General features: G+C 31.9%; 22 protein-coding genes. 7 read left to right on the top strand and 15 right to left on the bottom strand.

Annotated features, from left to right (window positions below):
• Window positions 1-35 precede the first annotated feature (35 nt).
• From EV145_RS02715 to EV145_RS02735, 5 genes are all read right to left on the bottom strand, one after another.
• A complete protein-coding gene (locus EV145_RS02715) occupies window positions 36-263 on the bottom strand; it encodes an AtpZ/AtpI family protein (RefSeq protein WP_133523684.1) in 228 nt (75 codons plus the stop codon).
• Entirely contained in the window at window positions 244-639 is a 396-nt protein-coding gene (locus EV145_RS02720) for a polymer-forming cytoskeletal protein (RefSeq protein WP_026727285.1), read from the bottom strand. Before EV145_RS02720 ends, EV145_RS02715 begins: the two co-directional genes overlap by 20 nt.
• 3 nt (window positions 640-642) lie before the next feature.
• Window positions 643-3,252 carry a tetratricopeptide repeat protein gene (locus EV145_RS02725; protein ID WP_133523685.1) on the bottom strand — a complete coding sequence of 870 codons (2,610 nt, stop codon included), beginning with the start codon at window positions 3,250-3,252 and terminating at the stop codon, window positions 643-645.
• Window positions 3,253-3,340: 88 nt separating this feature from the next.
• A complete protein-coding gene (locus EV145_RS02730) occupies window positions 3,341-4,036 on the bottom strand; it encodes an ABC transporter ATP-binding protein (protein WP_133523686.1) in 696 nt (231 codons plus the stop codon).
• 102 nt (window positions 4,037-4,138) lie between these two features.
• Window positions 4,139-5,608 carry a DUF5687 family protein gene (locus tag EV145_RS02735; RefSeq protein WP_133523687.1) on the bottom strand — a complete coding sequence of 490 codons (1,470 nt, stop codon included), beginning with the start codon at window positions 5,606-5,608 and terminating at the stop codon, window positions 4,139-4,141.
• Window positions 5,609-5,733: 125 nt separating this feature from the next.
• Here EV145_RS02735 and EV145_RS02740 point away from each other — a divergent pair, with 125 nt between their 5' ends.
• The gene (locus EV145_RS02740; RefSeq protein ID WP_133523688.1) at window positions 5,734-6,786 is read left to right on the top strand and encodes a ferredoxin--NADP reductase; all 1,053 of its coding nucleotides are present in this window, start codon (window positions 5,734-5,736) and stop codon (window positions 6,784-6,786) included.
• A gap of 299 nt (window positions 6,787-7,085) precedes the next feature.
• Window positions 7,086-7,481 carry a hypothetical protein gene (locus EV145_RS02745; protein ID WP_133523689.1) on the top strand — a complete coding sequence of 132 codons (396 nt, stop codon included), beginning with the start codon at window positions 7,086-7,088 and terminating at the stop codon, window positions 7,479-7,481.
• Window positions 7,482-7,562: 81 nt separating this feature from the next.
• Here EV145_RS02745 and EV145_RS02750 read toward each other — a convergent pair whose 3' ends face one another.
• Both EV145_RS02750 and EV145_RS02755 read right to left on the bottom strand, forming a co-directional pair.
• A complete protein-coding gene (locus tag EV145_RS02750) occupies window positions 7,563-8,570 on the bottom strand; it encodes a glycosyltransferase family 9 protein (RefSeq protein ID WP_133523690.1) in 1,008 nt (335 codons plus the stop codon).
• A gap of 40 nt (window positions 8,571-8,610) precedes the next feature.
• Window positions 8,611-9,216, bottom strand: a complete 606-nt coding sequence (locus tag EV145_RS02755) for a DUF4254 domain-containing protein (RefSeq protein ID WP_133523691.1) — start codon at window positions 9,214-9,216, stop codon at window positions 8,611-8,613.
• A gap of 110 nt (window positions 9,217-9,326) precedes the next feature.
• On the opposite strand from EV145_RS02755, the gene upp reads away from it, so the two are divergent.
• A complete protein-coding gene (gene upp, locus EV145_RS02760) occupies window positions 9,327-9,980 on the top strand; it encodes a uracil phosphoribosyltransferase (protein ID WP_133523692.1) in 654 nt (217 codons plus the stop codon).
• Here upp and EV145_RS02765 read toward each other — a convergent pair.
• Complete coding sequence (locus EV145_RS02765) at window positions 9,975-10,904, bottom strand: DUF6427 family protein (protein WP_133523693.1); 930 nt, start codon at window positions 10,902-10,904, stop codon at window positions 9,975-9,977. The genes upp and EV145_RS02765 overlap by 6 nt on opposite strands.
• 134 nt (window positions 10,905-11,038) lie before the next feature.
• On the opposite strand from EV145_RS02765, the gene EV145_RS02770 reads away from it, so the two are divergent.
• Complete coding sequence (locus EV145_RS02770) at window positions 11,039-11,269, top strand: DUF6341 family protein (protein ID WP_031453858.1); 231 nt, start codon at window positions 11,039-11,041, stop codon at window positions 11,267-11,269.
• A 38-nt stretch (window positions 11,270-11,307) separates the two neighbouring features.
• Here EV145_RS02770 and purD read toward each other — a convergent pair whose 3' ends face one another.
• The gene (purD, locus tag EV145_RS02775; protein WP_133523694.1) at window positions 11,308-12,582 is read right to left on the bottom strand and encodes a phosphoribosylamine--glycine ligase; all 1,275 of its coding nucleotides are present in this window, start codon (window positions 12,580-12,582) and stop codon (window positions 11,308-11,310) included.
• Between the two features lie 135 nt (window positions 12,583-12,717).
• On the opposite strand from purD, the gene EV145_RS02780 reads away from it, so the two are divergent.
• Both EV145_RS02780 and EV145_RS02785 read left to right on the top strand, forming a co-directional pair.
• Window positions 12,718-14,028: a phenylacetate--CoA ligase family protein gene (locus EV145_RS02780; protein ID WP_133523695.1), complete on the top strand. Its 1,311-nt coding sequence runs from the start codon at window positions 12,718-12,720 to the stop codon at window positions 14,026-14,028.
• 40 nt (window positions 14,029-14,068) lie between these two features.
• Complete coding sequence (locus tag EV145_RS02785) at window positions 14,069-14,599, top strand: ORF6N domain-containing protein (RefSeq protein ID WP_133523696.1); 531 nt, start codon at window positions 14,069-14,071, stop codon at window positions 14,597-14,599.
• Window positions 14,600-14,799: 200 nt separating this feature from the next.
• On the opposite strand, the gene EV145_RS02790 is transcribed toward EV145_RS02785, so the two are convergent.
• Window positions 14,800-15,567: a glycosyltransferase family 2 protein gene (locus EV145_RS02790; protein ID WP_133523697.1), complete on the bottom strand. Its 768-nt coding sequence runs from the start codon at window positions 15,565-15,567 to the stop codon at window positions 14,800-14,802.
• A gap of 12 nt (window positions 15,568-15,579) precedes the next feature.
• Window positions 15,580-16,563 (bottom strand): UDP-glucuronic acid decarboxylase family protein, encoded by a 984-nt coding sequence (locus EV145_RS02795; RefSeq protein WP_133523698.1) that lies wholly within the window; start codon window positions 16,561-16,563, stop codon window positions 15,580-15,582.
• A gap of 183 nt (window positions 16,564-16,746) precedes the next feature.
• On the opposite strand from EV145_RS02795, the gene EV145_RS02800 reads away from it, so the two are divergent.
• Complete coding sequence (locus tag EV145_RS02800) at window positions 16,747-17,823, top strand: glycosyltransferase (protein ID WP_133523699.1); 1,077 nt, start codon at window positions 16,747-16,749, stop codon at window positions 17,821-17,823.
• Here EV145_RS02800 and EV145_RS02805 read toward each other — a convergent pair.
• The 4 genes from EV145_RS02805 to EV145_RS02820 are packed head-to-tail and all read right to left on the bottom strand — an operon-like array spanning window position 17,792 to window position 22,456.
• Window positions 17,792-19,096 carry an O-antigen ligase family protein gene (locus tag EV145_RS02805; protein WP_133523700.1) on the bottom strand — a complete coding sequence of 435 codons (1,305 nt, stop codon included), beginning with the start codon at window positions 19,094-19,096 and terminating at the stop codon, window positions 17,792-17,794. The two genes, EV145_RS02800 and EV145_RS02805, sit on opposite strands and share 32 nt — an antisense overlap.
• Window positions 19,068-20,132 carry a hypothetical protein gene (locus EV145_RS02810; protein WP_133523701.1) on the bottom strand — a complete coding sequence of 355 codons (1,065 nt, stop codon included), beginning with the start codon at window positions 20,130-20,132 and terminating at the stop codon, window positions 19,068-19,070. Before EV145_RS02810 ends, EV145_RS02805 begins: the two co-directional genes overlap by 29 nt.
• 15 nt (window positions 20,133-20,147) lie before the next feature.
• Window positions 20,148-21,167 carry a glycosyltransferase family 2 protein gene (locus EV145_RS02815; protein WP_133523702.1) on the bottom strand — a complete coding sequence of 340 codons (1,020 nt, stop codon included), beginning with the start codon at window positions 21,165-21,167 and terminating at the stop codon, window positions 20,148-20,150.
• A gap of 11 nt (window positions 21,168-21,178) precedes the next feature.
• Entirely contained in the window at window positions 21,179-22,456 is a 1,278-nt protein-coding gene (locus EV145_RS02820; RefSeq protein ID WP_243739192.1) for an MATE family efflux transporter, read from the bottom strand.
• Between the last annotated feature and the right edge of the window lie 13 nt (window positions 22,457-22,469).

Genomic DNA, 22,469 nt, shown 5'->3' on the forward strand with positions numbered 1-22,469 from the left:
GCAACTTTTATCTAAAGCTGCTATAAATGACAAAATTACTTTGTTTTATTAATATCATTAACTTGGCGGATAACATTATATAAAGCAAGGCCTACTCCGGCCATCACAAAGATAGTATTGTAATACACTTTTGGGCTTGGATGATTTTCATCAAGCCAGGTTCCGAAATAAGAAAACAAGAAAATAATGACTCCCATTTGAAATGGAATGTTAATAAGTGCAAGCCATTTGTTTCTCCTATTATTATTCGGTTCCTTTTCCATCTTCTAGCAGTATTACAGGATTAGAATTTAGCATTGTGCAGGTTGCGGTAAAATCTGCTCCTGGTTCTATGGATAGTTTTCCAACGGCAATTTCTCCATGAATGCGCGCTGTTCCTTTTATATTAAGTACTTCTAAAACTTTTAATTTCCCTTGAAATTCTCCTTCAATATCGGCATTGTGGCAAATAATTTCTCCTTTAACAATTCCCGATGCTCCTATAACAAGTTTTCCCTGCGAAGTAAAATTCCCAATCAATTCACCATCCAGTCTAAAGTCAGCTTTTGAAACAATATCGCCAACAATAGAAGTTCCTTCTACAATTCTGTTGGTTTTTCCTAAATTCTCTGTACTGCTTTTTTTGACTTTTTCAAACATGATTTATGGGGTTTTTGGGGCTAAGTATACTTCAAGATTTTTTTTGATTTGAACTACCTTATAATTATCACTTGAAATAATTATTGGCATATCAGAGATTTTATATTTTTTATCCTCTCTCAAAACTCCTGAAACATCTTTGGCATATGCCTCTGATTTTAAACCATGAATAACTACAAAACTTTGTGTTTTATTGTATTTGTCAAATGAAGTTGTTAATCGTTCGAAATTTTCAACCAACATATATACCCTAATTGCTTCCTCAATTTTTTTAACCGTTTTAAGATCATTATTCGAAACCGGATATAAAATTTTCCAGTTTTTGCCGTCAACTGCTGTAAAATCAAGTTTTTCTAAAGTTGGAATCTGTTTTTCCAAAATCTCGCGTGCCTCTTTTCCTTCTTCACTATTTGGGTAATTATCAGCAACCGTTTCCAAACCTTTTTTATATGCCGCCAAACCTTCTACTTTTCCTAAAGTACTTGCTTTAAGCAATTCAAATTTCGAAACAATATCTTCACCTGCATACTGATTGATCAAATTGTCAATGTTGTTTAAAACTTCATCAAAATGTTCATCCTCATAAAGTTTATACCACTTTTTATATTCCTTGTCTGCAGATGCTAAATCATCAGAATTGGCATTGTTTAAAATCTGAGCATATCGTGAACCAGAATATTTGGTCGTTATTTCAGATTTTATTTTTTCGGCCTTTGCCGGATCTGTAATCTGATAAATTTTATACAAATTATACATCGAAGGCAAAACTAATTTTTCTTCAGGATTATTCTGTAATAATTGTTCTAGTTTATCACTGGCTAATTTGTATTCTTTAAACTTTTCTTTATAAATAAGTCCTAATTGATAATAAGCAAAGTTTCGTTCTTTGCCAATACTGTCCATAATTGCTGGATTTGTAGGGATCTTATTTTCATAAAATGCCGTTGTATATTTTTCTGGTACAGCTTGCTGCAATGCATTTATAGAATCCTGATTGATGTTTAAGGAATCGCTTAATCTTGTATTGACAATTGTTTTTGATGAAGATAATCTCCAGTTTCCTCCTATAGCACGATTTCCCCACATTTTTCTGAATTGCAGTTTTCCGTAAGCAACTGTCGTTGGGTTATAAAAATAAAAAGTGCTTGCAACATCATTTGCTCCCGGCGGATTAAAAGCTCCGGCCATTAGATCTGTTTTTCCAGGCGCCTGAGGATTTACAGATGTTGAAACATTGCCCGTATTTGTGTTGCGCTCTACATTTGCAAGTTTTTCTTTTGCTTTTTCTTCTGCTAAACGTTTTGCGTCGTCATTCTTTTTAAGTTCGGCAATATAGATTTCGAAGTATGTTTTTCGTTCTTCTGCTGGTAAATTATAGACTTTAATAATACTGTCGTTGCGTTTTGCAATTCCTTCGTATTTAATTACGTTATCTAAATTTTTTCTGTTTTTTTCAATAAAAGCAAATTCTCGCGTTTTTGGATTTAGCTTAACTAAAGTACTGTCATAATATTTTGCAGCCATTGTATAATCTGTATTTCTAAAATACATATTTCCAATGTTTCTGTACGTTGCCGCAACAAGATAAGGATCTTTAGATTTTCTTGATAATGAACTATTGTAAAATTCTAAAGCATCTTTCTGCTCATTATTCTTATCAAAAAATACACCCATTTCATAAAACAAAATATCATAGTAAGGTCTGTTTTCACGGTCCTCAACTAATTTATTATAGGTATCAATAAACATATTTTGATCGTCTTTTTCATAATCAAACATCTGCGCTTTTTTCGCATAAGCATGCATCATGTATTTACGATCGGCTTTTCGGTTCATGTCGATTACGCCATTATAAAAGTAAACGGCACTATCTCTTTTTCCGGCTTCTTGATATAATTGTCCTAAAATAAAACGATATCTGGCTCTGTCTTCATTGATTTTAGTGAATTTTTCGGCAATTTTCAATTTAGTTACGGCACTGTCTTTTTGTTCTGTATTTAAAAAAGCTTCGGCCAATAATGCATTTGCATCCGAAAAAGTCTGTTTGTCTAAATCTGTTTTCTTTAACAGCTGATTGATATTTTTAATTACAATCGCATCATTTCCTAAACGCATATTTGTTTTTTCACGCCAAATTTTTGCCGTGTAAATATTACTGCTGTTTGGGTATTTGTAAAGAATATAATTGAAAGCTTCAATTGCCGGAATAAAGCGCTGATCATAATATCTGGCTTTTCCCAGCATCAAATATGCTTCGTCGATCTGATAATTTCTTTCTCTTCCTCCAATATTCATGGAGTGTTTTTGAATGGCTTTTGTTGCTTTTGTTTCTGCTAATTCAAAATCGGGATTTTTTGCTTTTTCTCCTTCTGAAAAATTTTCGTCAAACTGCATTTTTTCAATTGGAAGAATTTTCCAAAAATTATCCTGATTATTGGTCTGAATTGATTTTAGTCCTTTTTCAAGTCCAATTCCTCCATTATACAAAATATTATATTTTGTACTTAATGCATGAGAATTTCGGTTCACAAACGTATTCTTCTTGGTAGAACAAGCTATCAAAAAGAATAAAAAACTAAGAAAAAAACAGTATTTAAGAGTATTCTTTTTCAATAGAACTAATTTTTAAAGCATAAACTTATAAAAAGGACATTTAGTATAATGACTTGTAAAAATACGCTTCTTTTTGAAATATCGAAACTTAAACTGCAAAAAACGATTCCAGCTCCTGTAAGGTTTCTTTTGAGGTTTGAATATCTTTTACTATTTCACCTTTATTAAGCGCAACGATTCGGTTACAAACTTCTACAGTGTGTTGTAAATCATGGCTTGAGACCAAAATAGTAACATTTGGGTCGTCGGCTAATTCTTTAATAATTTGCTTCAAACGGCTTACGGTTGTTGGATCTAAATTTGCAAAAGGTTCGTCTAAAATTACCACTTCTGGGTTACCAATTAGTGTCGCAATAATTCCCACTTTTTTCTGATTTCCTTTTGATAAATCGCGAAGATATTTTTTGTTGTTCAAAATTTCACCGTTAAAAAACTCCTTATGTTTGCTTAAAAGAGCATCAATATCGGCTTTATTCTGATGACGTAAATCACCAATAAAGTAAAAATATTCTTCAGGAGTCAAATAACCAATAAGGAAACTTTCATCTAAAAAAGAACCTGTAAAAGATTTCCAATTTTCACTGGTATTCACTTGAATATCATTGCTTTTTATATATCCCGTAGAAGGCTGAATAAGATCTAATAGCAAACTGAAAAAAGTTGTTTTTCCAGCGCCGTTATTCCCGACAAGTCCAAAACTCTGACCCTTTGGAATTTCAAGATTATTAATGTTTAAAACTGTTGTGTTGTTATATTTTTTTGAAAGCTGATTTACTTGTATCATTTTTTATACGTTTAATTGTTGATTTGTTTAATCGTTAATTTGATTCTTTTTCAATAAAAAAATAATTATTTCATTATCTAATTGGCACATCCTCTACTTAATTTAACTCTTTTGTTTATAAGCACTTATTGTACTATATTTTTCAATTTTGTATCTTTTTTCGATTAAAGAGAAAACCTTGTCTTTAAAAATGAGTCCCAAAACTCCTGTTCCGGCAACTAATGATAATCCGAGCACTTTATTGTTAAAGTAAAGTCCCACTCCATAAAGCAGTAAAGGCAACAGCATTTTTGGAAGTGTTAATAACATTGCGCTCACATTAAAAGCTTTTTTATCTCCAAAGGCACCTCCAGCACTACTTAAATCAATTGGTGTTTTAGTAAACGCACCGCCTAAAAGAACCAAATGTGAGTTTACTCCAATGTTATAAATAGCTGCAACAACAATTGTTAAATAAATCTGCCAGCCAAAATAAAGATAAAATGAAGCCAATATTGTCGACACAACCGTAGCAATAACAATCAACCACCATTTGGCCATGATATATCCTCGATATGGGATATTCTGTGTCATCATCAATTGATAATAGGAGCTGTCCCAACTTGGCACAAACTGGCCAAATACAAATAAAAATCCGCCCGAAACAAAAATACCTGCTAAAAGATGCATTACGGGTTTATCATAACTTTCAATTCCCCCTGAATAAAATAATAATCCATAAAACAAGAAAAGAAAGCTCATAAAAATCGTAGTTTTTGATCTTTTATTTCTTTTAATAAGTTTAATGTCGTTTTTAAGAAATGTTCCAACAGTTCCAAATTGATTCAGCCAAGAAAGATTTTCTGTTGTAGCAATATCCTCTTTTACAGAAAGTCCCGCGTCGAGATATAAATTGTTTTTAAAAAATCTAAACGTGAAAAGATATAAACCTGCCAATACAAAAATAGGAATTAATGACAATCCCGTAATTTCATAAAGTCCCTGAAAAAATGGCGCTGTAAAAACTGTGATATCAAATAATTTATAATATTGTGCCGTTCCAAGCGCAGTAGCCACTACCAGAAAAACCGCAAATAATTTATCAATATTGTTTAAAATAATATTTAAAAAATTGTTTATGTATATAAAAGAAATAATCGCAAGATTCCAGAAAAGAATACTGACAACATCATAACCTTCAATAATTAAGACAACTGAAAAAGGAATAAAAAACAAGGCATGAAGCCAATTAAAAAATGATAAAACAGTTTTTCCTAATGAAAAATGAACAATCGTTGGCTTTTTAAAAGGCAATACCAGCAATGGTTTGATATTTAAAACCGGAATTGACTGCAACATCAAACGAGCTATTAAATCAAATATGAAATAATAAATCAAAAACCTATTTACTGTCTGCAAAGGTTCAAGATTCATTTTTTTAAGAATGTAGAAAGCGCCTACACCCATTGCTATAAAAATTAATGAAAAATAAATCATTAAGAATCCTAGTAAGATTTTCATCGCAAGATTTTTACTAAACGATGCCGATCTTATAAAGGCTTTCCATTCGAGAAAAATAAACTTTTTAATCATGATTATTTGTTTTGGTTTTTCAGTAAGAGACCAAATGTAGGAAAACGTTACAAAAAAAGTTAAAAAAAATATTTTAGTAAGTGTCAATTACTTAGTGTTTGCTACTTTTGCAAAAAAAATTAATCATGCCTTCATTTTTAAAACTTATAATTAAAGAGGTAAAACGTGAAACTGCCGATGCTGTTTCTGTGCTTTTTAATGTTCCCGAAGAACTAAAACCTGACTATAAATTTATAGCCGGGCAATACATAAATCTAAAATTAACACTTGATAATCAAGAAATAAGACGTGCGTACTCTATTTGCTCTGCACCAGAAAGCGGTGAATTGCGAATTGCAGTTAAAGCGGTGAAAAATGGTCTTTTTTCTCAGTTTGCCAACACAAAGCTAAAAGCTGGAGATGTTCTTGAAGTGGGCCATCCGGAAGGAAAATTTACTTTTGAACCCGAAGCAGACAGACAAAAAAATTATGCGGCATTTGTTGCAGGAAGCGGCATTACACCGGTTCTTTCGATAATTAAATCGGTTTTGAAAAGTGAGCCAAAAAGTTCATTTGTATTGGTTTACGGAAATAAAACTCCTGAAGGAACTATTTTTCACCAAGAATTACACGATTTACAATTACAGTATGTAGGGCGTTTTTTCATACATTATGTGTTTAGTCAGGCAAAAGCTGAAAATGCTTTGTTTGGAAGAATTGATAAATCGGCGGTGAACTTTGTACTGAACAATAAACATAAAGAACTGCAGTTTGATAAGTTTTTCTTATGTGGTCCAGAAGAAATGATCAACACCGTTTCGGGTATTTTAAAAGAGAAAAATGTAAAAGAATCGGCAATTAAATTTGAGCTTTTTACGTCTTCTTCTGAAGAACATGTTATTCAGGGTTCTCAAGAAGGTCATACAAAAATTACGGTCTTAGTTGACGATGAAGAAGTTACTTTCGAAATGTCTAAAAAGCAAACCATTCTTGATGCTGCTCTAAAACAAGGTGTTGACGCTCCTTACTCTTGCCAAGGCGGTATTTGCAGCAGTTGTTTAGGACGTGTTACAGCTGGTTCTGCTGAAATGACAAAAAATTCAATTTTAACTGATAGCGAAATTGCAGAGGGTTTAATTTTGACTTGTCAGGCGCACCCAACTTCAGATACTATTTATGTAGATTACGACGACGTATAGTCTGCTAAATCCTAAAATATAAAAATCCAAATTCCAATTTTACGATTGGAATTTGGATTTTTTTTTGTGAGATTCTTTCTTTTATTCGGGTTTAATTTTTTGAAAGTATAATTTTCGATTCAAAAACAGCTTTATAAAATGTATAAAAAAGCATCCTAATATTTAAACATTTTTTAAAAAATACGCCTAAAATTTAGTATATTAGTACTTTGCTTAGATTAAAAAATCCTTCATTATCTTAAAGATCGATTTTCTAGCGCTAAATTTAATTGTCAACGCATTTTAAAAAATTCAATATCATGGCAATGCATCACTACCTCCGATTAACTTTTATTTTGCTTTTTGTAGTAACCTCTTTTATTGTGATCTACTTTGTAGCTAAAAAAAGAAGAAACAGAAAAGTTCCTAAACTTCTTTCAAAAGAAAAATATCCTTCAATGCTTGAAGAAATGAAAGAAATATCAGTCGCTAATGATAACTTTTTTAATATTTGGCCTTATATAAGTGAATTAAAAGCGGCCAAGATTTTATCGAATAAAATTAAAGAATCAGAATTAATTCATAAAGTTTACAGAAATTCAACTAACAATTTTGAACACGTTTTACTTGTTACTGAACAAGAAAATCGTTTTGTTGAAGTTGTAGTTGATAGAAACAAAAAGAAAGCAATGGGCTATCTTTTTCTTAATTTATGAGAAAAGATTGTTCTCAAAATAAAAAAATCCAAGTCCCAATTGTAAAGTTGGAATTTGGATTTTTTTTTATTAGAATTTCTATTATAGGTATGACTGAATAGTAGTAACTATTTTCTTTGGAGAAATTGTTCGCATCGCATCTTCATAACCTTCAACAATTTTATTTCCATAAACAGATGTTGGCAATTTTGGATACTTATTTCTATCTGAAGTTAAAGCATTTTCTAAACTCTGATTAAATGGCAAGAATCCAGCATATGGGTGCGTTGCGCCCCAAAGCGTAACGACTTTTACTCCCAACATTGCTGCAATGTGTGCGTTTCCAGAATCCATTGAAAGCATAACATCTAGGTTGCTTATCAGTTTTAATTCCTGTTGAAATTTAATTTTTCCAGCTACGTTTATTACATTTTTAAAAGGCTGAGAAAGTGAATCTAAAATTTCAATTTCTTTTTTTCCGCCCCCAAAAAGCAAAATCGTCTGATCTTTATTTTCGGCCAATTTCGCAATTACTTCCTGCATTAAATCTAACGGATAAACCTTAGAATCATATTGAGCAAAAGGTGCAATCCCAATTAATTTTTGATAATTCTCACCAACTAAATCAGTAATTTCTGCGCTTAAAACGGCTTTTTTAGGAAATTCAGGATTATTCAAATTTACAGGAAAACCAATTTCTGAAAACACTTTTGCATGTCTTTCAAACATGGTTGGCAATTGTTTGAAAATCTTGTTTTCAGCACGAGTTAATTCTTTTTTTCCTTCTCGGCCTTTATCAACAGTTGCTCTTTTTTTTCCGCTTAAAGCAAAAAGCAAACTCACAACTTTAGATCTTAAAACATTATGAAGATCCGCAAAAGCATCGATTTCAAGCTGTTTTAGATCTTTAAACAATCGCAAAAGTCCTAGAAAACCTTTATGTCTTTCTTTTTCATCAAAAGCAAAAAATTCAAGATTCGGAATTCCGTCAAAAAAAGCTTTAAAAAACGGACGGGAAATAACGGTTAGCTTTATCTCTGGATATTGTTTTACAAAAGCACGTAAAACAGGAACCGTCATGGCGACATCTCCCATTGCGGATAGTCTCATGACGGCTATGTGTTTAATTTTGGTAGACAAGTCGGCCAAATTATTTTTTATTTTGATATAAAACCGGATTTAAATCATCGTCGTTGTACATTTTCATTTGTTTGTACACTTTCATGAATTTTTCGCCACTTTCAATATCTGTCAATAATTCTTCAATTGCTGTAGATAAATCTGTTCTTTGTTCTAAAAGAATATTTAATTTTTCCTGACATTTATCTCTATGCTCTTGAGTTGCTTCTGCACGAGTCGCTTCTTCGTTCATGTGATAAATTTTCAAAGCCAAAATTGACAATCTGTCAAATGCCCAAGCCGGACTTTCTGAATTGATTTTTGCTCCGTCTTTTGCTTGCACAGAACTGTATTTTTGCAAAAAGTAACTGTCAATATATTCAACCATATCAGTTCTTTCCTGATTTGAAGCATCGATTCTTCTTTTCAAAGTCAAAGCTGCAACTGGGTCAATCTGCGGGTCACGAATAATATCTTCAAAATGCCATTGAACGGTGTCAATCCAGTTTTTAAGATATAGTAAATGCTCGAACTTATCTTTTGGATAAGGATTATTAATTGGCTGATCAACATTATCAAATTGATGATAATCTTTGATACTTTGTTCGAAAACAGAATATGCTAATTTTGAAAACATGTCTTTAATTATTAGAGACACAAAGATACTTTTTATACTTTTATAGTGTGAAAAAAACTATTGTTTTTTCATTTTGCTTTACAAACGATCAATAATTTTAAAAATTACACATGAAAATTCATTATATATCTGAAAATAACAGCGTACTGAATCATTTTTTAGGCCAAATACGAAATGTAAATGTTCAGAACGACAGCATGCGTTTTAGAAGAAATATTGAACGAATTGGAGAAATTATGGCGTACGAACTGAGCAAATCGTTACCATACAAAAATGTCCATATTCAAACACCGCTTGGTATAAAAAAAACAACCGAAATTGCCTCCGATATTGTTTTATGTCCAATTTTAAGAGCTGGATTACCACTTCATAATGGTTTTTTAAATTATTTTGATCATGCTGAAAACAGTTTTGTTTCGGCCTGCAGATTTCATCCAAATAATGATGATGCGTTTGAAATTTTAGTTGAATATCAAGCCATTTCGAACCTCAACAATAAAACTGTACTGCTTCTTGATCCAATGCTGGCAACTGGACAATCGATAGTTGCTGTTCATGAAAAATTAATGCAAAATGCCACGCCTGCCGAATTTCATATCGTAGTCGTTATTGCTGCTCCAGAAGGTGTTGCTTTTTTAGAAAAAAATCTTCCCGATAGTTGTCATTTATGGGTTGCCGCTCTTGACGAAAAACTAAATGAAAAAAACTATATTGTTCCTGGACTTGGTGATGCCGGCGATCTTGCTTATGGAAGCAAATTATAATTGAGAGAAAAAAGTAAACAAACTGCAGCAAATAAGCACGTAAAACACAATTTCGTTATTTAATTTTTGCTGCATATATTCTACATGACTTGATGCCATTATAGTTAAAGGTGTGATGCTAAGCAATAACAAATCGTTGCTTTTATTAGGTGAAAGAATAAAAACAAAAGCCGCTATAAAAAAACAGGCTACTATTTTTTTGTATGAAGTATGTACAATCTGTGGTCTGTTTGATAAGGTTGTTAACATTGAAAACACAAAAAATAAGGCAACAGCCACATATATTGAGAGCGCTCCGTTTTCATAATTATTTTTAAAATAATCGATTCTTAAATCAATTACGGCTCTTTTCTCAAAAAAAGCAATGGCATCAAAATGAAATACAAGCGATACCAATAAAAAGATTAATCCAACTGCTAAAAATGCGACAAATGGCAAAACCCAGTTTCTATAATCACGCGAAACGTGAAAAATAATGGATATAAAAACTAAAATTATAAAAAGAATACACCAAAATTGAAATAAAGAAGCTACTAAAATCCAAAAAGAAGCATCAAATATTTTTTCTTTAGAGGACTTTAAAGACTGCAATGAAATCAATCGGCGAAGCGCCAGTAAGAGAAAAAAATTGGCATAAATAACATTCGAATCGTTAAATATGGTTGGGAAAAATAAGATGAGCAATAAGTAGAAAAAAATCGTATATCCGTTGTCTTTACTGAGTCCGTTCTTTTTTGCAATAAAATTAATCAGGAAAAAAGACGCCAAAATAAAACACAGTAAACTCACTTTTTGAAAGGCCAAAAAATAATTAGTAATCCAAGAAGGATCTTGAATTTGAAACAGAAAAAAGAAAACCAGTATTAAAATTACAACCAAAGAATAATTTAATGGCGTAGATTTTTTAAAAACACTTGTTATCATAAGGATATTTTATACTTTTGTGACTGTAAATATAATACTTGTTTAAAAGGAAAAACCAACAAGTTGAAAAAGATTCTTTTTTGAATTTTGATTCAATGCGTTAAAAACAATAATAACATATAATTTTATAAATTATGACAGCTTTTTTCGAAGGAATTCAATACTTATTCGTTAACATTTTGTTTGCTCCTCTTGACTTTTTACGTCGTTTGGAATTAATTACATGGTTTGGTGCAAACACTATTAACTGGATTTTCATGATCATCTGTTCATGTGCAATCGTTTATTGGATCAAACAATTACGCATTTTTGATGATGCCGGAACAGAAAACCAAGATACAACGGCTCACTCTTTTTTAAAATAAAAAATATCTAACCCTCCGAAAAGGGTTAGAGGATTAATTTATATTAGATCGAATCCGATATCTTTTCTAAAATACATCTTATCAAAGCTTAGTTTATCTATGTTTTGGTAAGATTTTTTTATGGCCTGTTGAAAATCGTCTCCGTATGATGTTACAGTTAATACACGCCCTCCATTACTAACGACATTTTCGTTATCAAATTTTGTTCCCGCGTGAAAAACTATAGAATCTGTAATGTTTTCTAAACCAGTAATTACTTTTCCTTTTTCAAAATCTTCGGGATATCCGCCAGAAACGACCATAATTGTAGTCGCACTTCTTGGATCAATTTCTAAAGTAAATTCGTCTAATTTTTGATTCGCAACCGAAAGGAATAATTCAACCAAATCAGATTTTAATCTCGGAACCACAACTTCAGTTTCAGGATCTCCCATTCTCACGTTGTATTCAATAACAATTGGTTCGTTTTTTACATTGATCAAACCAATAAATACAAATCCTTTATATTCGATTCCGTCTTTCTGGAAACCTTCGATTGTTGGTTTTACGATGCGAGTTTCGATTTTTTCCATCAAAACAGCATCAACATAAGGAACTGGAGAAACTGCTCCCATTCCGCCTGTATTTAAACCTGTATCGCCTTCGCCAATTCTTTTGTAATCTTTTGCTGTTGGAAGAATTTTATAGTTTTTCCCGTCTGTTAAAACGAAACAGCTTAATTCGATTCCGTCTAAAAATTCTTCAATAACAACTTTTGAACTTGCTGCTCCAAATTTTGAGTGAACCAGCATATTTCTTAATTCCGTTTTAGCTTCTTCAAGATCCTGAATAATCAAAACTCCTTTTCCAGCCGCTAAACCGTCTGCTTTTAGAACGTATGGTGGTTGTAATGTTTCTAGAAACTTGCATCCTTCTTCAACTGTTTCGGCAGTAAAACTATCGTAAGCAGCAGTTGGAATGTTGTGCTTCATCAAGAATTCTTTTGCAAATTCTTTACTTCCCTCTAGTTGCGCACCCAATTTTGATGGCCCAATAACAGGAATATGTTTTAAACTTTCATCGTTTTTAAAATAATCATAAATACCTTTTACCAATGGATCTTCTGGCCCTACGACTACTAAACTTATATTTTCTTTTAGCACTAGTGCTTTTACGGCTTCAAAATCAGTTGGAGCTATTGCAACATTTTCAGCAATTGCCGCAGTTCCTGCATTTCCTGGTGCAACAAAAAGTTTTTCACAAAGTGGACTCTGAGTCATTTTCCAAGCAAAAGCATGCTCTCTTCCGCCTGATCCCAATAATAAAATTGTCATGGTGTTGTTGTATTTAGTTGTGGTGCAAAAATACTTGCTTTTACACGTAAAAAATAATTAAATCTTCAAAAAATTGTTGGTTCTGCCCTGTTAGTAATTCCTAAACATTATTTTTGACGAAAATTATCCTGAAAAATGATTCGTCTTTTTGATCTTTCCCTTCAACTAAATGGTTTTCCGATAAAGAAAGCTAAAGCCGAATTGGATCAAATTGTTCATTTTTCCGAAAAAGAATATAATTCGTTTCTCGAAAATAAAAAGAAAGAAATTGTTGATTTTCATTTGCAAAACAACTCTTTTTACCAAGAATTAGTCGGAACTAAAACAGCTCCAAAATGGGAAGATTTACCTATTCTGAACAAACAAAATCTACAGAAACCACTCGCAGAAAGACTTTCAACAGGATATACTGTAAAGAATGTTTACCTCAACAAAACTTCCGGATCTAGCGGAACTCCTTTTGTTTTTTCCAAAGACAAATATTCGCATGCCTTAACCTGGGCTTCGAATATTATGCGATTTGGCTGGTTCGAAATTGATTTTAATCATTCGTATCAAGCACGTTTTTATGGAATTCCGATGGATTTTGTTGGTTATCAAAAAGAGCGTTTTAAAGATTTTTTGACACACCGTTTCCGGTTTCCGGTTTTCGATTTATCTGATGAAGTTCTGGAAAAATTTCTACAGAAATTCAAAACCAAAAAATTCGATTACCTCAACGGTTATACGAGTTCCATTGTTTTATTTGCGAAATATTTAGACCAAAAAAATATCATTCTAAAAGAAATCTGCCCGACCTTAAAAGCTTGTTTTGTCACTTCGGAGATGCTTTTTGAATCGGATAAAAAATTATTACAAAAGCAATTCGGTATTCCGATCATTAATGAATATGGCGCTTCAGAATTGGATTTAATTGCTTTTGAAAATCCAGAAGGTGAATGGCAGGTTAATGCCGAAACACTTTTTGTAGAAATTTTAGATGAAAATAATAATGTTCTCCCTTACGGGGAAGAAGGCCGAATTGTGATTACTTCTTTGTTCAATAAAGCAAATCCCTTTATCAGATATGAAATTGGCGACATTGGAATTTTAGATGAAAAAAGTACGCCACAAAAACCAATTCTTAAAAAATTAATAGGAAGAACAAACGACGTTGCCATTTTACCAAGTGGAAAAAAATCGCCGGGATTGACTTTCTATTACGTAACTAAGAGCATTATTGAAGATGATGGAAATGTAAAAGAATTTATCATCAAACAAACCAAATTAGATACTTTTGAAATTGAATATGTTTCTGAAAAAGAATTGAATGCAGAACAAATTCAAAAAATAGAAGATGCCATTTCATTATACCTTGAACCCAATCTAAACTTTACTTTTACCAGAAAAAAAGTTCTAGAAAGAACCAATCGAGGAAAATTAAAGCAATTCAAATCCTATTTATAATATAAATAAAATCTTACATTTGTTTTGCTAATTAAAACTTATGGACGATCAATCTTTACTTTCAGAAGAAACTATTTCAAACAAAATATATTTTATCCGTAATCAAAAAGTGATGTTAGATCGTGATTTGGCAATACTCTACGAAGTAGAAAATAGAGTTCTAAATCAAGCCGTTAAAAGAAATTTATCGCGATTTCCTGAAGATTTTATGTTTCAACTAACTGAAAATGAATATAATTCTTTAAGATCACAAATTGTGATCTTAAAGAAAGGACGAGGAGAACATCAAAAATATTTGCCATTTGCATTTACGGAACATGGCATTCTAATGCTTTCAAGTGTATTGAAAAGTGACAAAGCAATTCAAACAAACATTCAAATTATGCGAATTTTTACAAAAGTGAGACAAATGCTTTTGGATACAACAGAAATAAAAGTTGATATTCTTCAGATTCAAAAGAAGTTAGAGAATCACGACAAAAATATAGAATTGGTTTTCTCCTATTTGGATGAATTGACAGAGAAAAAAGAAAACGAGAGTGAAAGAGTAAAAATTGGATATAAAAAATAATTGGAGGTCACAAATTGTGACCTCCAATTTTAAAGTATGATTTTTAAGGTCAAGATTTAACAAGTCATATTAAAATTCTCTAAGGTCACAAATTGTGACCTTAGAGAATTAAATCGCAATCATGAAGTCGCAAATTGTGACCTCAAGATTTAACTATATCAAGAATTCTTCAAGGTCACAAATTGCGACCTTAAAGAACACTAAATCTTATTTATATATCGGGGTTTGATAATCAACTGAGTAAATAAAAATCGCACCATCAACAAAACAGAAAACACAAAATTAAATCCGTGAAATTCTCTGTAAACTCCAAAGTTGTGTTTGATCAATTTGAACTTTGATGATGAAATTGAATCTTTTCTAATTCTGTAAAAGGCTAACGGTTCAGGAACTGGTTTTGTAACTTGAATTTGTTTTAAAATCGTGAGCCACAAACGCCAATCTTGTCTTTTTTGAGTTGCTTCAATTACAATTTTACCAAAATAATCTACGTCGTAAATGGCGGTTAAATTGCCAACATAATTGCAAAAAAAGAGTTCGTCGTAAGTTAAGTTTACTGGTGCTTCAACTCTTCTGTTTAAAGAATTTCCTTCTTCGTCGATACAATCATAAAAACTGAAAGTAAAATGCAAATTATTCTCTTTTAAAAACTGAATCTGTTTTTCTAATTTATTCGGAAACCATAAATCATCAGCATCTAAATAAGCAATATATTTCCCTACCGCTTTCTCTAAAGCTATATTTCTTGCAAAACCGTTTCCTGAATTTTTTTCTAATTTAAACAGTTTTATTCTACTGTCTTTTTCAACAAAATCAGAAATAATTTTTACGGTTTCATCTGTCGAAGCGTCATCAACCAAAATCATTTCCCAGTTTTGGTATGTTTGATTTTGAACTGATTCTATCGTTGCCCGAATGAACTTTTCAGCATTGTAAGTTGGCGTTATAATAGAAACTAATTCACTCATTAACGCTCAGAATTATTTTATATAACTTGAAAAATCTTTATGTTCTTCTTTAGATAGTTCTTCTTTAGATAGTGATCTGAAATAATCATAAGTAATTTTCATTCCTTCAGAACGGCTTACTTTTGCTTCCCAACCTAATAATTCTTTTGCTTTTGTAGTGTCTGGCTGACGCTGTAAAGGATCGTTAATTGGTAATGGATGATATACTACTTTCTGGTTGGTTCCAGTCAATTTAATGATTTCTTCTGCAAAATCTTTAATGGTGATTTCATCCGGATTTCCAATGTTTACCGGGTAAACATAATCGGAATGTAATAATCTGAAAATACCTTCTACCTGATCGTCTACGTAACAGAAAGAACGTGTTTGCAGACCGTCTCCAAAAATCGTTAAATCTTCTCCACGCAAAGCTTGTCCAATAAAAGCCGGAATTACACGTCCGTCATTCAGTCGCATTCTTGGGCCGTAGGTATTAAAAATACGCACAATTCTGGTTTCTACACCATGAAAAGTATGGTACGCCATGGTGATCGATTCCTGAAAACGTTTGGCTTCGTCGTAAACACCGCGAGGGCCAATTGTATTTACGTTTCCGTAATATTCTTCCGTTTGAGGATGAACCAAAGGATCTCCATAAACTTCAGATGTTGAGGCAATTAAAATTCTTGCTTTTTTGACACGCGCCAATCCTAATAAATTATGCGTTCCTAATGATCCCACTTTTAAAGTCTGAATAGGAATTTTTAAATAATCAATTGGGCTTGCTGGTGAAGCAAAATGCAAAATATAATCTAAATCACCAGGAATATGAACAAACTTGGTGATATCATGGTGGTAAAATTCGAAATTTTCTAATTTAAATAAATGCTCAATATTTTTAAGATCTCCCGTAATCAGGTTATCCATTCCAATAACAAAATAGCCTTCTTTAATGAATCTGTCACATAAATGCGACCCTAAAAATCCTGCTGCTCCGGTAATAAGTATTCTTTTCATAATTGATTTTATTGAACCTTTTTGAGTTTTATTCGACAGTAAAACTCAAGATAGACGCACAAATGTAATAAAATATCTTTCCTTTCAAATGGCACTTCAAACCATATCTTAAAAGAAGTTTAGTCATTTCAGATAATTATTAAACTCATTTCTCTATTTTTACCCACAAATAAAACCACTATTTTGAAAGTTGTACATATAATTGAGGCGCTCGGTGGCGGCGTTTATACCTATTTTAGAGATTTATCGACTTTCTTTGGAGATGACGAAATAAACAAAAACATAGAAACCACTATCATTTACAGTGGCAATCGAAAAGAAATTGATGCTCAAAAAATAAAGTCTGAGTTTTCAGATGGCGTTAAGCTGATCCAGGTAAATATGGTTCGGGAGCTTTCTCCTTTTCAAGATTTAAAATCGGCTTACAACTTAGCCAAAGAACTTAAAAAAATCAATCCTGATATTATTCACCTTCACTCTTCAAAAGCTGGAGTTTTAGGACGTGTGGCCTATTTTTTCTTATTCAAAAAAAAGAAACTCTTTTATACTCCTCACGGATATTCATTTTTAAGAACTGATATTTCAAAAACGGCCAGAAATATTTATTGGGGAATCGAAAAAAATTTTCAGCGCTTTTTTGGAGGAACAATTGTTGCCTGCGGTGACACAGAGCAAGAAATTGCAAAAAAAATTGGACCTGCAAAATTAGTTCGAAACGGAATTGATATTGAAAATGTTCAAGAGCATTATGCCCCACATCAAAACGAAAAATTAACAATTGGAATTATGGCCAGAATCACGGCTGCCAGAAATCCAGAAATGTTCAATCAAATTGCTCTAAAATTTCCCGATTTTAACTTTGTGTGGATTGGCGACGGCGAATTAAAACATTTAATTACGGCTCCTAACATCAGAATTACTGGTTGGATTTTAGACCGAAAAACAGTTTTAAGAGAATTGAACAATGTTGATATTTATATGCAAGTCTCACTTTGGGAAGGTTTGCCAATTGCTGTTCTAGAAGCAATGGCGCTACAAAAACCAATTATTGCAACTAATATTATTGGTAATAAAGATGCTGTTTTGCACGGAAAAACAGGTTTTCTTTTTACTGATATTGCCGAATTAGATCAATTCTTCGAAACTTTGAAAGACGAAGAAACAAGATCACAATTTGGTCAAAATGCTCTGGATAGATGCCGCGATTTATTCGATAAAAATCAAAATTTTAAACAGCTTCTGGCACTTTATCAAGAGTAAGTTTTTGCTGCAACCAATAACTAGCAAAAATAGACGACCATAATCCGCTGAAGGCAATTCCGTCAAAGCGGAGTAAAAAGTCATCCGTTAGGTTTGAGGTGAAAAAGATTAGAAAAAATGAAAGTATCATTGCATTTTTTAAATCGTAGCCTAAATAACCAATGGTGAAAATATAAAGAAAAACCACCAAAGGCCCGAGAATTCCAAACTTCAATAAAAAGTCCAGAAATTGATTGTGCGTTGGCAATTCATATTTCGCCAAAAACTGCTGATTTGTTTCTTTATAATATTTAAATAATTCTGGTTTTCCATCTGAAGCTCCAACTCCATAAGGAAAGTTTTTTACAGATAATTCCCAAGCCGATTTCCAAATTGAAACCCGAGTTACCAGTGAATTATAAACCTTAATTTCTGGATGATCGATTTCGTCTAATTTGCCTACTTTATCCATATAAGCAAACGTTACTGACGAATATTTTTCTTTCATATAAGGATTCTTCTGAACGAATAAAAACAGGATTCCAACCAATAAAACAACAATTACAGAACCTGTTAAAACAATCTTTTTCAAGTTGAATTTTGATCGGATTTCATAAAAGAAAACGATCAAAAATCCAATTAAAGCGTTTATAAGCGCCATTCTGGTATTTACCAAAAGCACAAAGAAAAATGAAAACAAGAAAACGGCGAGACTTGCTATTTTAAAGACAATTTTTGACTGATTTCTAAAGCTTTCAAAAACAAAATATAACGCACAAACAGTTACAAAAGCCAAATGCATATTTAATGCCGGCGCATGAATCCCGATGCTGTCTGCAAATTGATAACCCATTTCCCATAAATCGATTCGATTTGAATATTTTGCTACTAAATCAGGAAATACAATAATAAACCTGATCAGAAAAAAAATCATAACGGCGGTTGTCGAAATTACATATGTTCGAATAATTTTAAGAAAATTGACACGCTGATAATTTCCTATTATAAAGAGCGGAAAAATGACCAATGATATGCTTTTTTCAATTGCTTTTAATCCCTTTGAAAAAGAATCATTGTTCCAAAAAAGCAACAATTCTAATAAAATTGGTGATGCTATACAGGCTATTAAAAGCAGTTGTTTTTTGGAGTATTGCAGCTTTTTGAAAAAGATCAAATTAAACGCCGCAAACAAAATAATCAGCAATGAGCACGGTTTTCTGAAAATCATTGCAACCGCAATCACACATAAAAAGATGTGAAATATTTTATTGAAGTTCTTTTCGGAAATGTTCATAATACAATGCAAAATAAATTAAAGGGAAAATCCCGATTTTGTGTCGGGTTGCTGAACCTAAATCGGGTTCAAAAACGCCTTGAAGAATAAAAAATGAGAATAAAATAAACAGTATCAAAAGCTCATATTTATATTTTTTTCTTTCTCTCAAACATTTAGAAAAGCGAACCAGCAAAATATAAAACAGTAAAAGCTGCCAAATAACAAATACAATAATTTGAGGTGAAAATATATATTTTAAACCATTGAGTGGCAAATTAACGGTGAAAAAACCGTAAAAAATACCCACAACTTCTCCGTACCAGGTATCGGTTTTTACTGGCGAAGTAATCATCGAATTGGCATCGCCGGAAGCCATTCGGGCGTTGTTCACCACTTCCCTGCTGATTTCAGAAAAGTATTTCCCTTTTAAAACGCCATAACTCAAAGAGAGAAAAACAGCAATCAGTAATCCATAAAAAATGGTACTTACCGTTTTGTTTTTAAAATTAATGAAACTCACTAAGTACATTCCGCCTCCTACAATGGGAATTAAAGCAAAATAAGGCCGATATAAAGCGCCAAAAACAATTAAAAGCAATACACTAATAAAAATGGTTTTTGAGAACGAAAAGCGTTCGTTTCTACACAATAAAACAATTACCGCAATAAACAAATAGGTAATAAACTCTTTTGAAGGCATTGAAATGAAAATCGCAATCATAAAAAAGCCGAGATAAACTAAAATATTCTTGATATTCAGTTTTTCAAAATTATTCGGAATTCCAATTTTGTATAAAATATAGATCAATATAGGAAATTGGATTAATGCAATTATGGGAAAAGGCAAATACCTGAAACCAATAATTTTATAGAACAAAATTGTCAACGGATAACTTCCAAAATAGCCAATTTCATTGTATTTGTCATAAATTATAATTGCCGAATCGTAGAAAAATTTTGGAGGCAAAACAAAAAAAGCCAAAAATGCTACAACTAAATTAGCTGCTGCAATCAGCAAAAATGCTGCGGTACTTTTTTTGATTAATAATTGCATATTTCTATTTGTACTTTATTTTGAGGCTCTGCGTTTTTTATTTAGGCTCCTTTTTAATCGGTAACCATTTAAAAAGAAAATCAATGTTTTAAAGGACAAAAATTTATAGAATTTCATCACTTTGTCCACTTTTATGTTACGTCCTTTTTTAAGAAGATATTTCCAGGAAATTAAATCATGCCAAATCTGTTTTTTTGTTTCAGACGACAAAACATAAAAATCTTTTAGAATTACAACATAATTACAGGCCCAATAATTTTCTATCGCTTTATTTAATACTTCTGATTTCGTTTTCTGCGCCTCTAAACCGTCTTTTACCATTTCATAAACATCTTCGATATGTTGTGCGCTTGCTGTAGTTGTAATTGAACCTTGGCGCGCCTGACGATACACATAAAATGATTTCGAATAAATACTGAAAGTCTTGATATAATGCATCAATTTTCCGCACCATTCAATATCTTCAGATTTTCTTCCGAAAGGAAAAAATAACTCATTTTCAATTAAAATTGTTCTTTTAATAACTTTGTCCCAGGCCGAAGCGACATATAAGTCGTAATACACGAGATGTAAAACCTCATCTTCAAATTTCCCGCTTTTGTTTTTTATAAATCGCTGATTGTATTTGCAGTGTACGTCGTTTTCTGCAAAAAATCGGCTTTCTTCATGAAGGATTATATCTGGATTTGTTTTAGAAATTAAATTATTCAAATCTTCCAAAACCTTTTTCCCTTGCCAATAATCATCGCTGTCGGTAAAAATAACATACTCGCCTTTTGCCGCTTTTAAACCTGTATTTCTGGCATCAGACAAACCTCCGTTTTCTTTCTCAATCATGATTATCTGAGGAAATTTTTGCACGTATTGCTTACAAATTTCCAGCGAAGAATCAGTTGATCCGTCATTGACTAAAATTAGTTCAAAGTCAGAAAAAGTCTGGCACAAAATACTATCTAAACATTGCGGTAAATAATCCTCAACGTTGTAAACCGGAACAATAATGCTAAAAAGCAAAGTCTCTTTCTCGATGTTCATGGCATAGTTTTTTAATGCAGAAACACTTTTATTTTATCCTTGCGATAAATAACAATTGCCGATACAAGATTCCAGAAAAAAGAACTTGAAACAAAAGCAATTGCACCGCCGGTCATTCCGTAAATTGGAATTAAAAATCGGTTTAAAATGAAATTAATGACAACCGCAATCATTAGAATAACCTGAAAAATATGCTGTCTTCCCGTCATATTCAAATAAACCGAAGACGTACCAAATGCTGAGCAAATTCCCTGACCAATAATTAAAATTAAAAATGCTTGCTGAGCCACAACATATTGATGTCCAAAAATTGACAAAATAGATTTTGAATAATAACTGATCAGAATAATAACAGGCAATGTTATTCCGAAGATTAAACGGGCGCTGTTTCTTGAAACTTCTGTTAATTCAGCTGTTTTATGGCTTGCAAAAAACTCTGCAATTTTAGCCGAAACCGTAATATTTATACTCACGATTATAATTGAAATAATCGTCATAATCTTAACTCCTACCGAATAAAAAGCAACTGTTTCATCGTTTCTGTATTTCTTCAGAAACATAATATCGAAACACATTAATAAAAACAATGCCATTGCGCTTATGGCAATTGGATATGATTTTAAAAATATTTCTTTATGCGAAATTTTTTCAACCGTTATTGAAATCATCTTTTTTCGAAAAAAGATAAAAACAAAAACGGAACTCAGCATCGCAAGAAAAACAAATCCCAACAGAAAAACATCAACTAAATATTCTTCTTTATGCCAATAAAACAAAATAACCGAACCAATAATCAGCGGAATATATTTAATAATGTTTCGGAACAATTCTGCGACATATAATTTATCCAATGCTCTGAAAACTTCGGTATTAAGAATTGATAATCCGGAGAAAAACAATGTTAAAGTTCCTTTTAAAAGAATTGAATATACCGCTTGATCTGAAAAATAATTATTAATCGTTTCTTTGCTGATAATTGCAATTAAAACCAAAACCAACAATGAAGTTCCTAAAAGCATCAGAACCATTTTTTGGTATATACTTTTTAATTCGTCAAGCGCGTTTTGACTTGCTAATTTTCCTTTAAAATATATAATCGACTGATCAAAACCAAGCAAACACATGCTCCCGATTGATAATAAAAAAGAACGTACAAAATCATACTGGCCAACTAATTTTGGACTATAGTTTTTTGTCAGGAAAACGGTAAATCCAAATAACAGCAACGCACCAAAAACACGTAAAGATAAGGTGCTGAAACTTTGCCTTAAAAATCGATTTTTTGACAATCTTTCAAAAATA

The sequence above is a fragment of the Flavobacterium sp. 245 genome (assembly GCF_004362055.1).
Lineage (GTDB): Bacteria > Bacteroidota > Bacteroidia > Flavobacteriales > Flavobacteriaceae > Flavobacterium.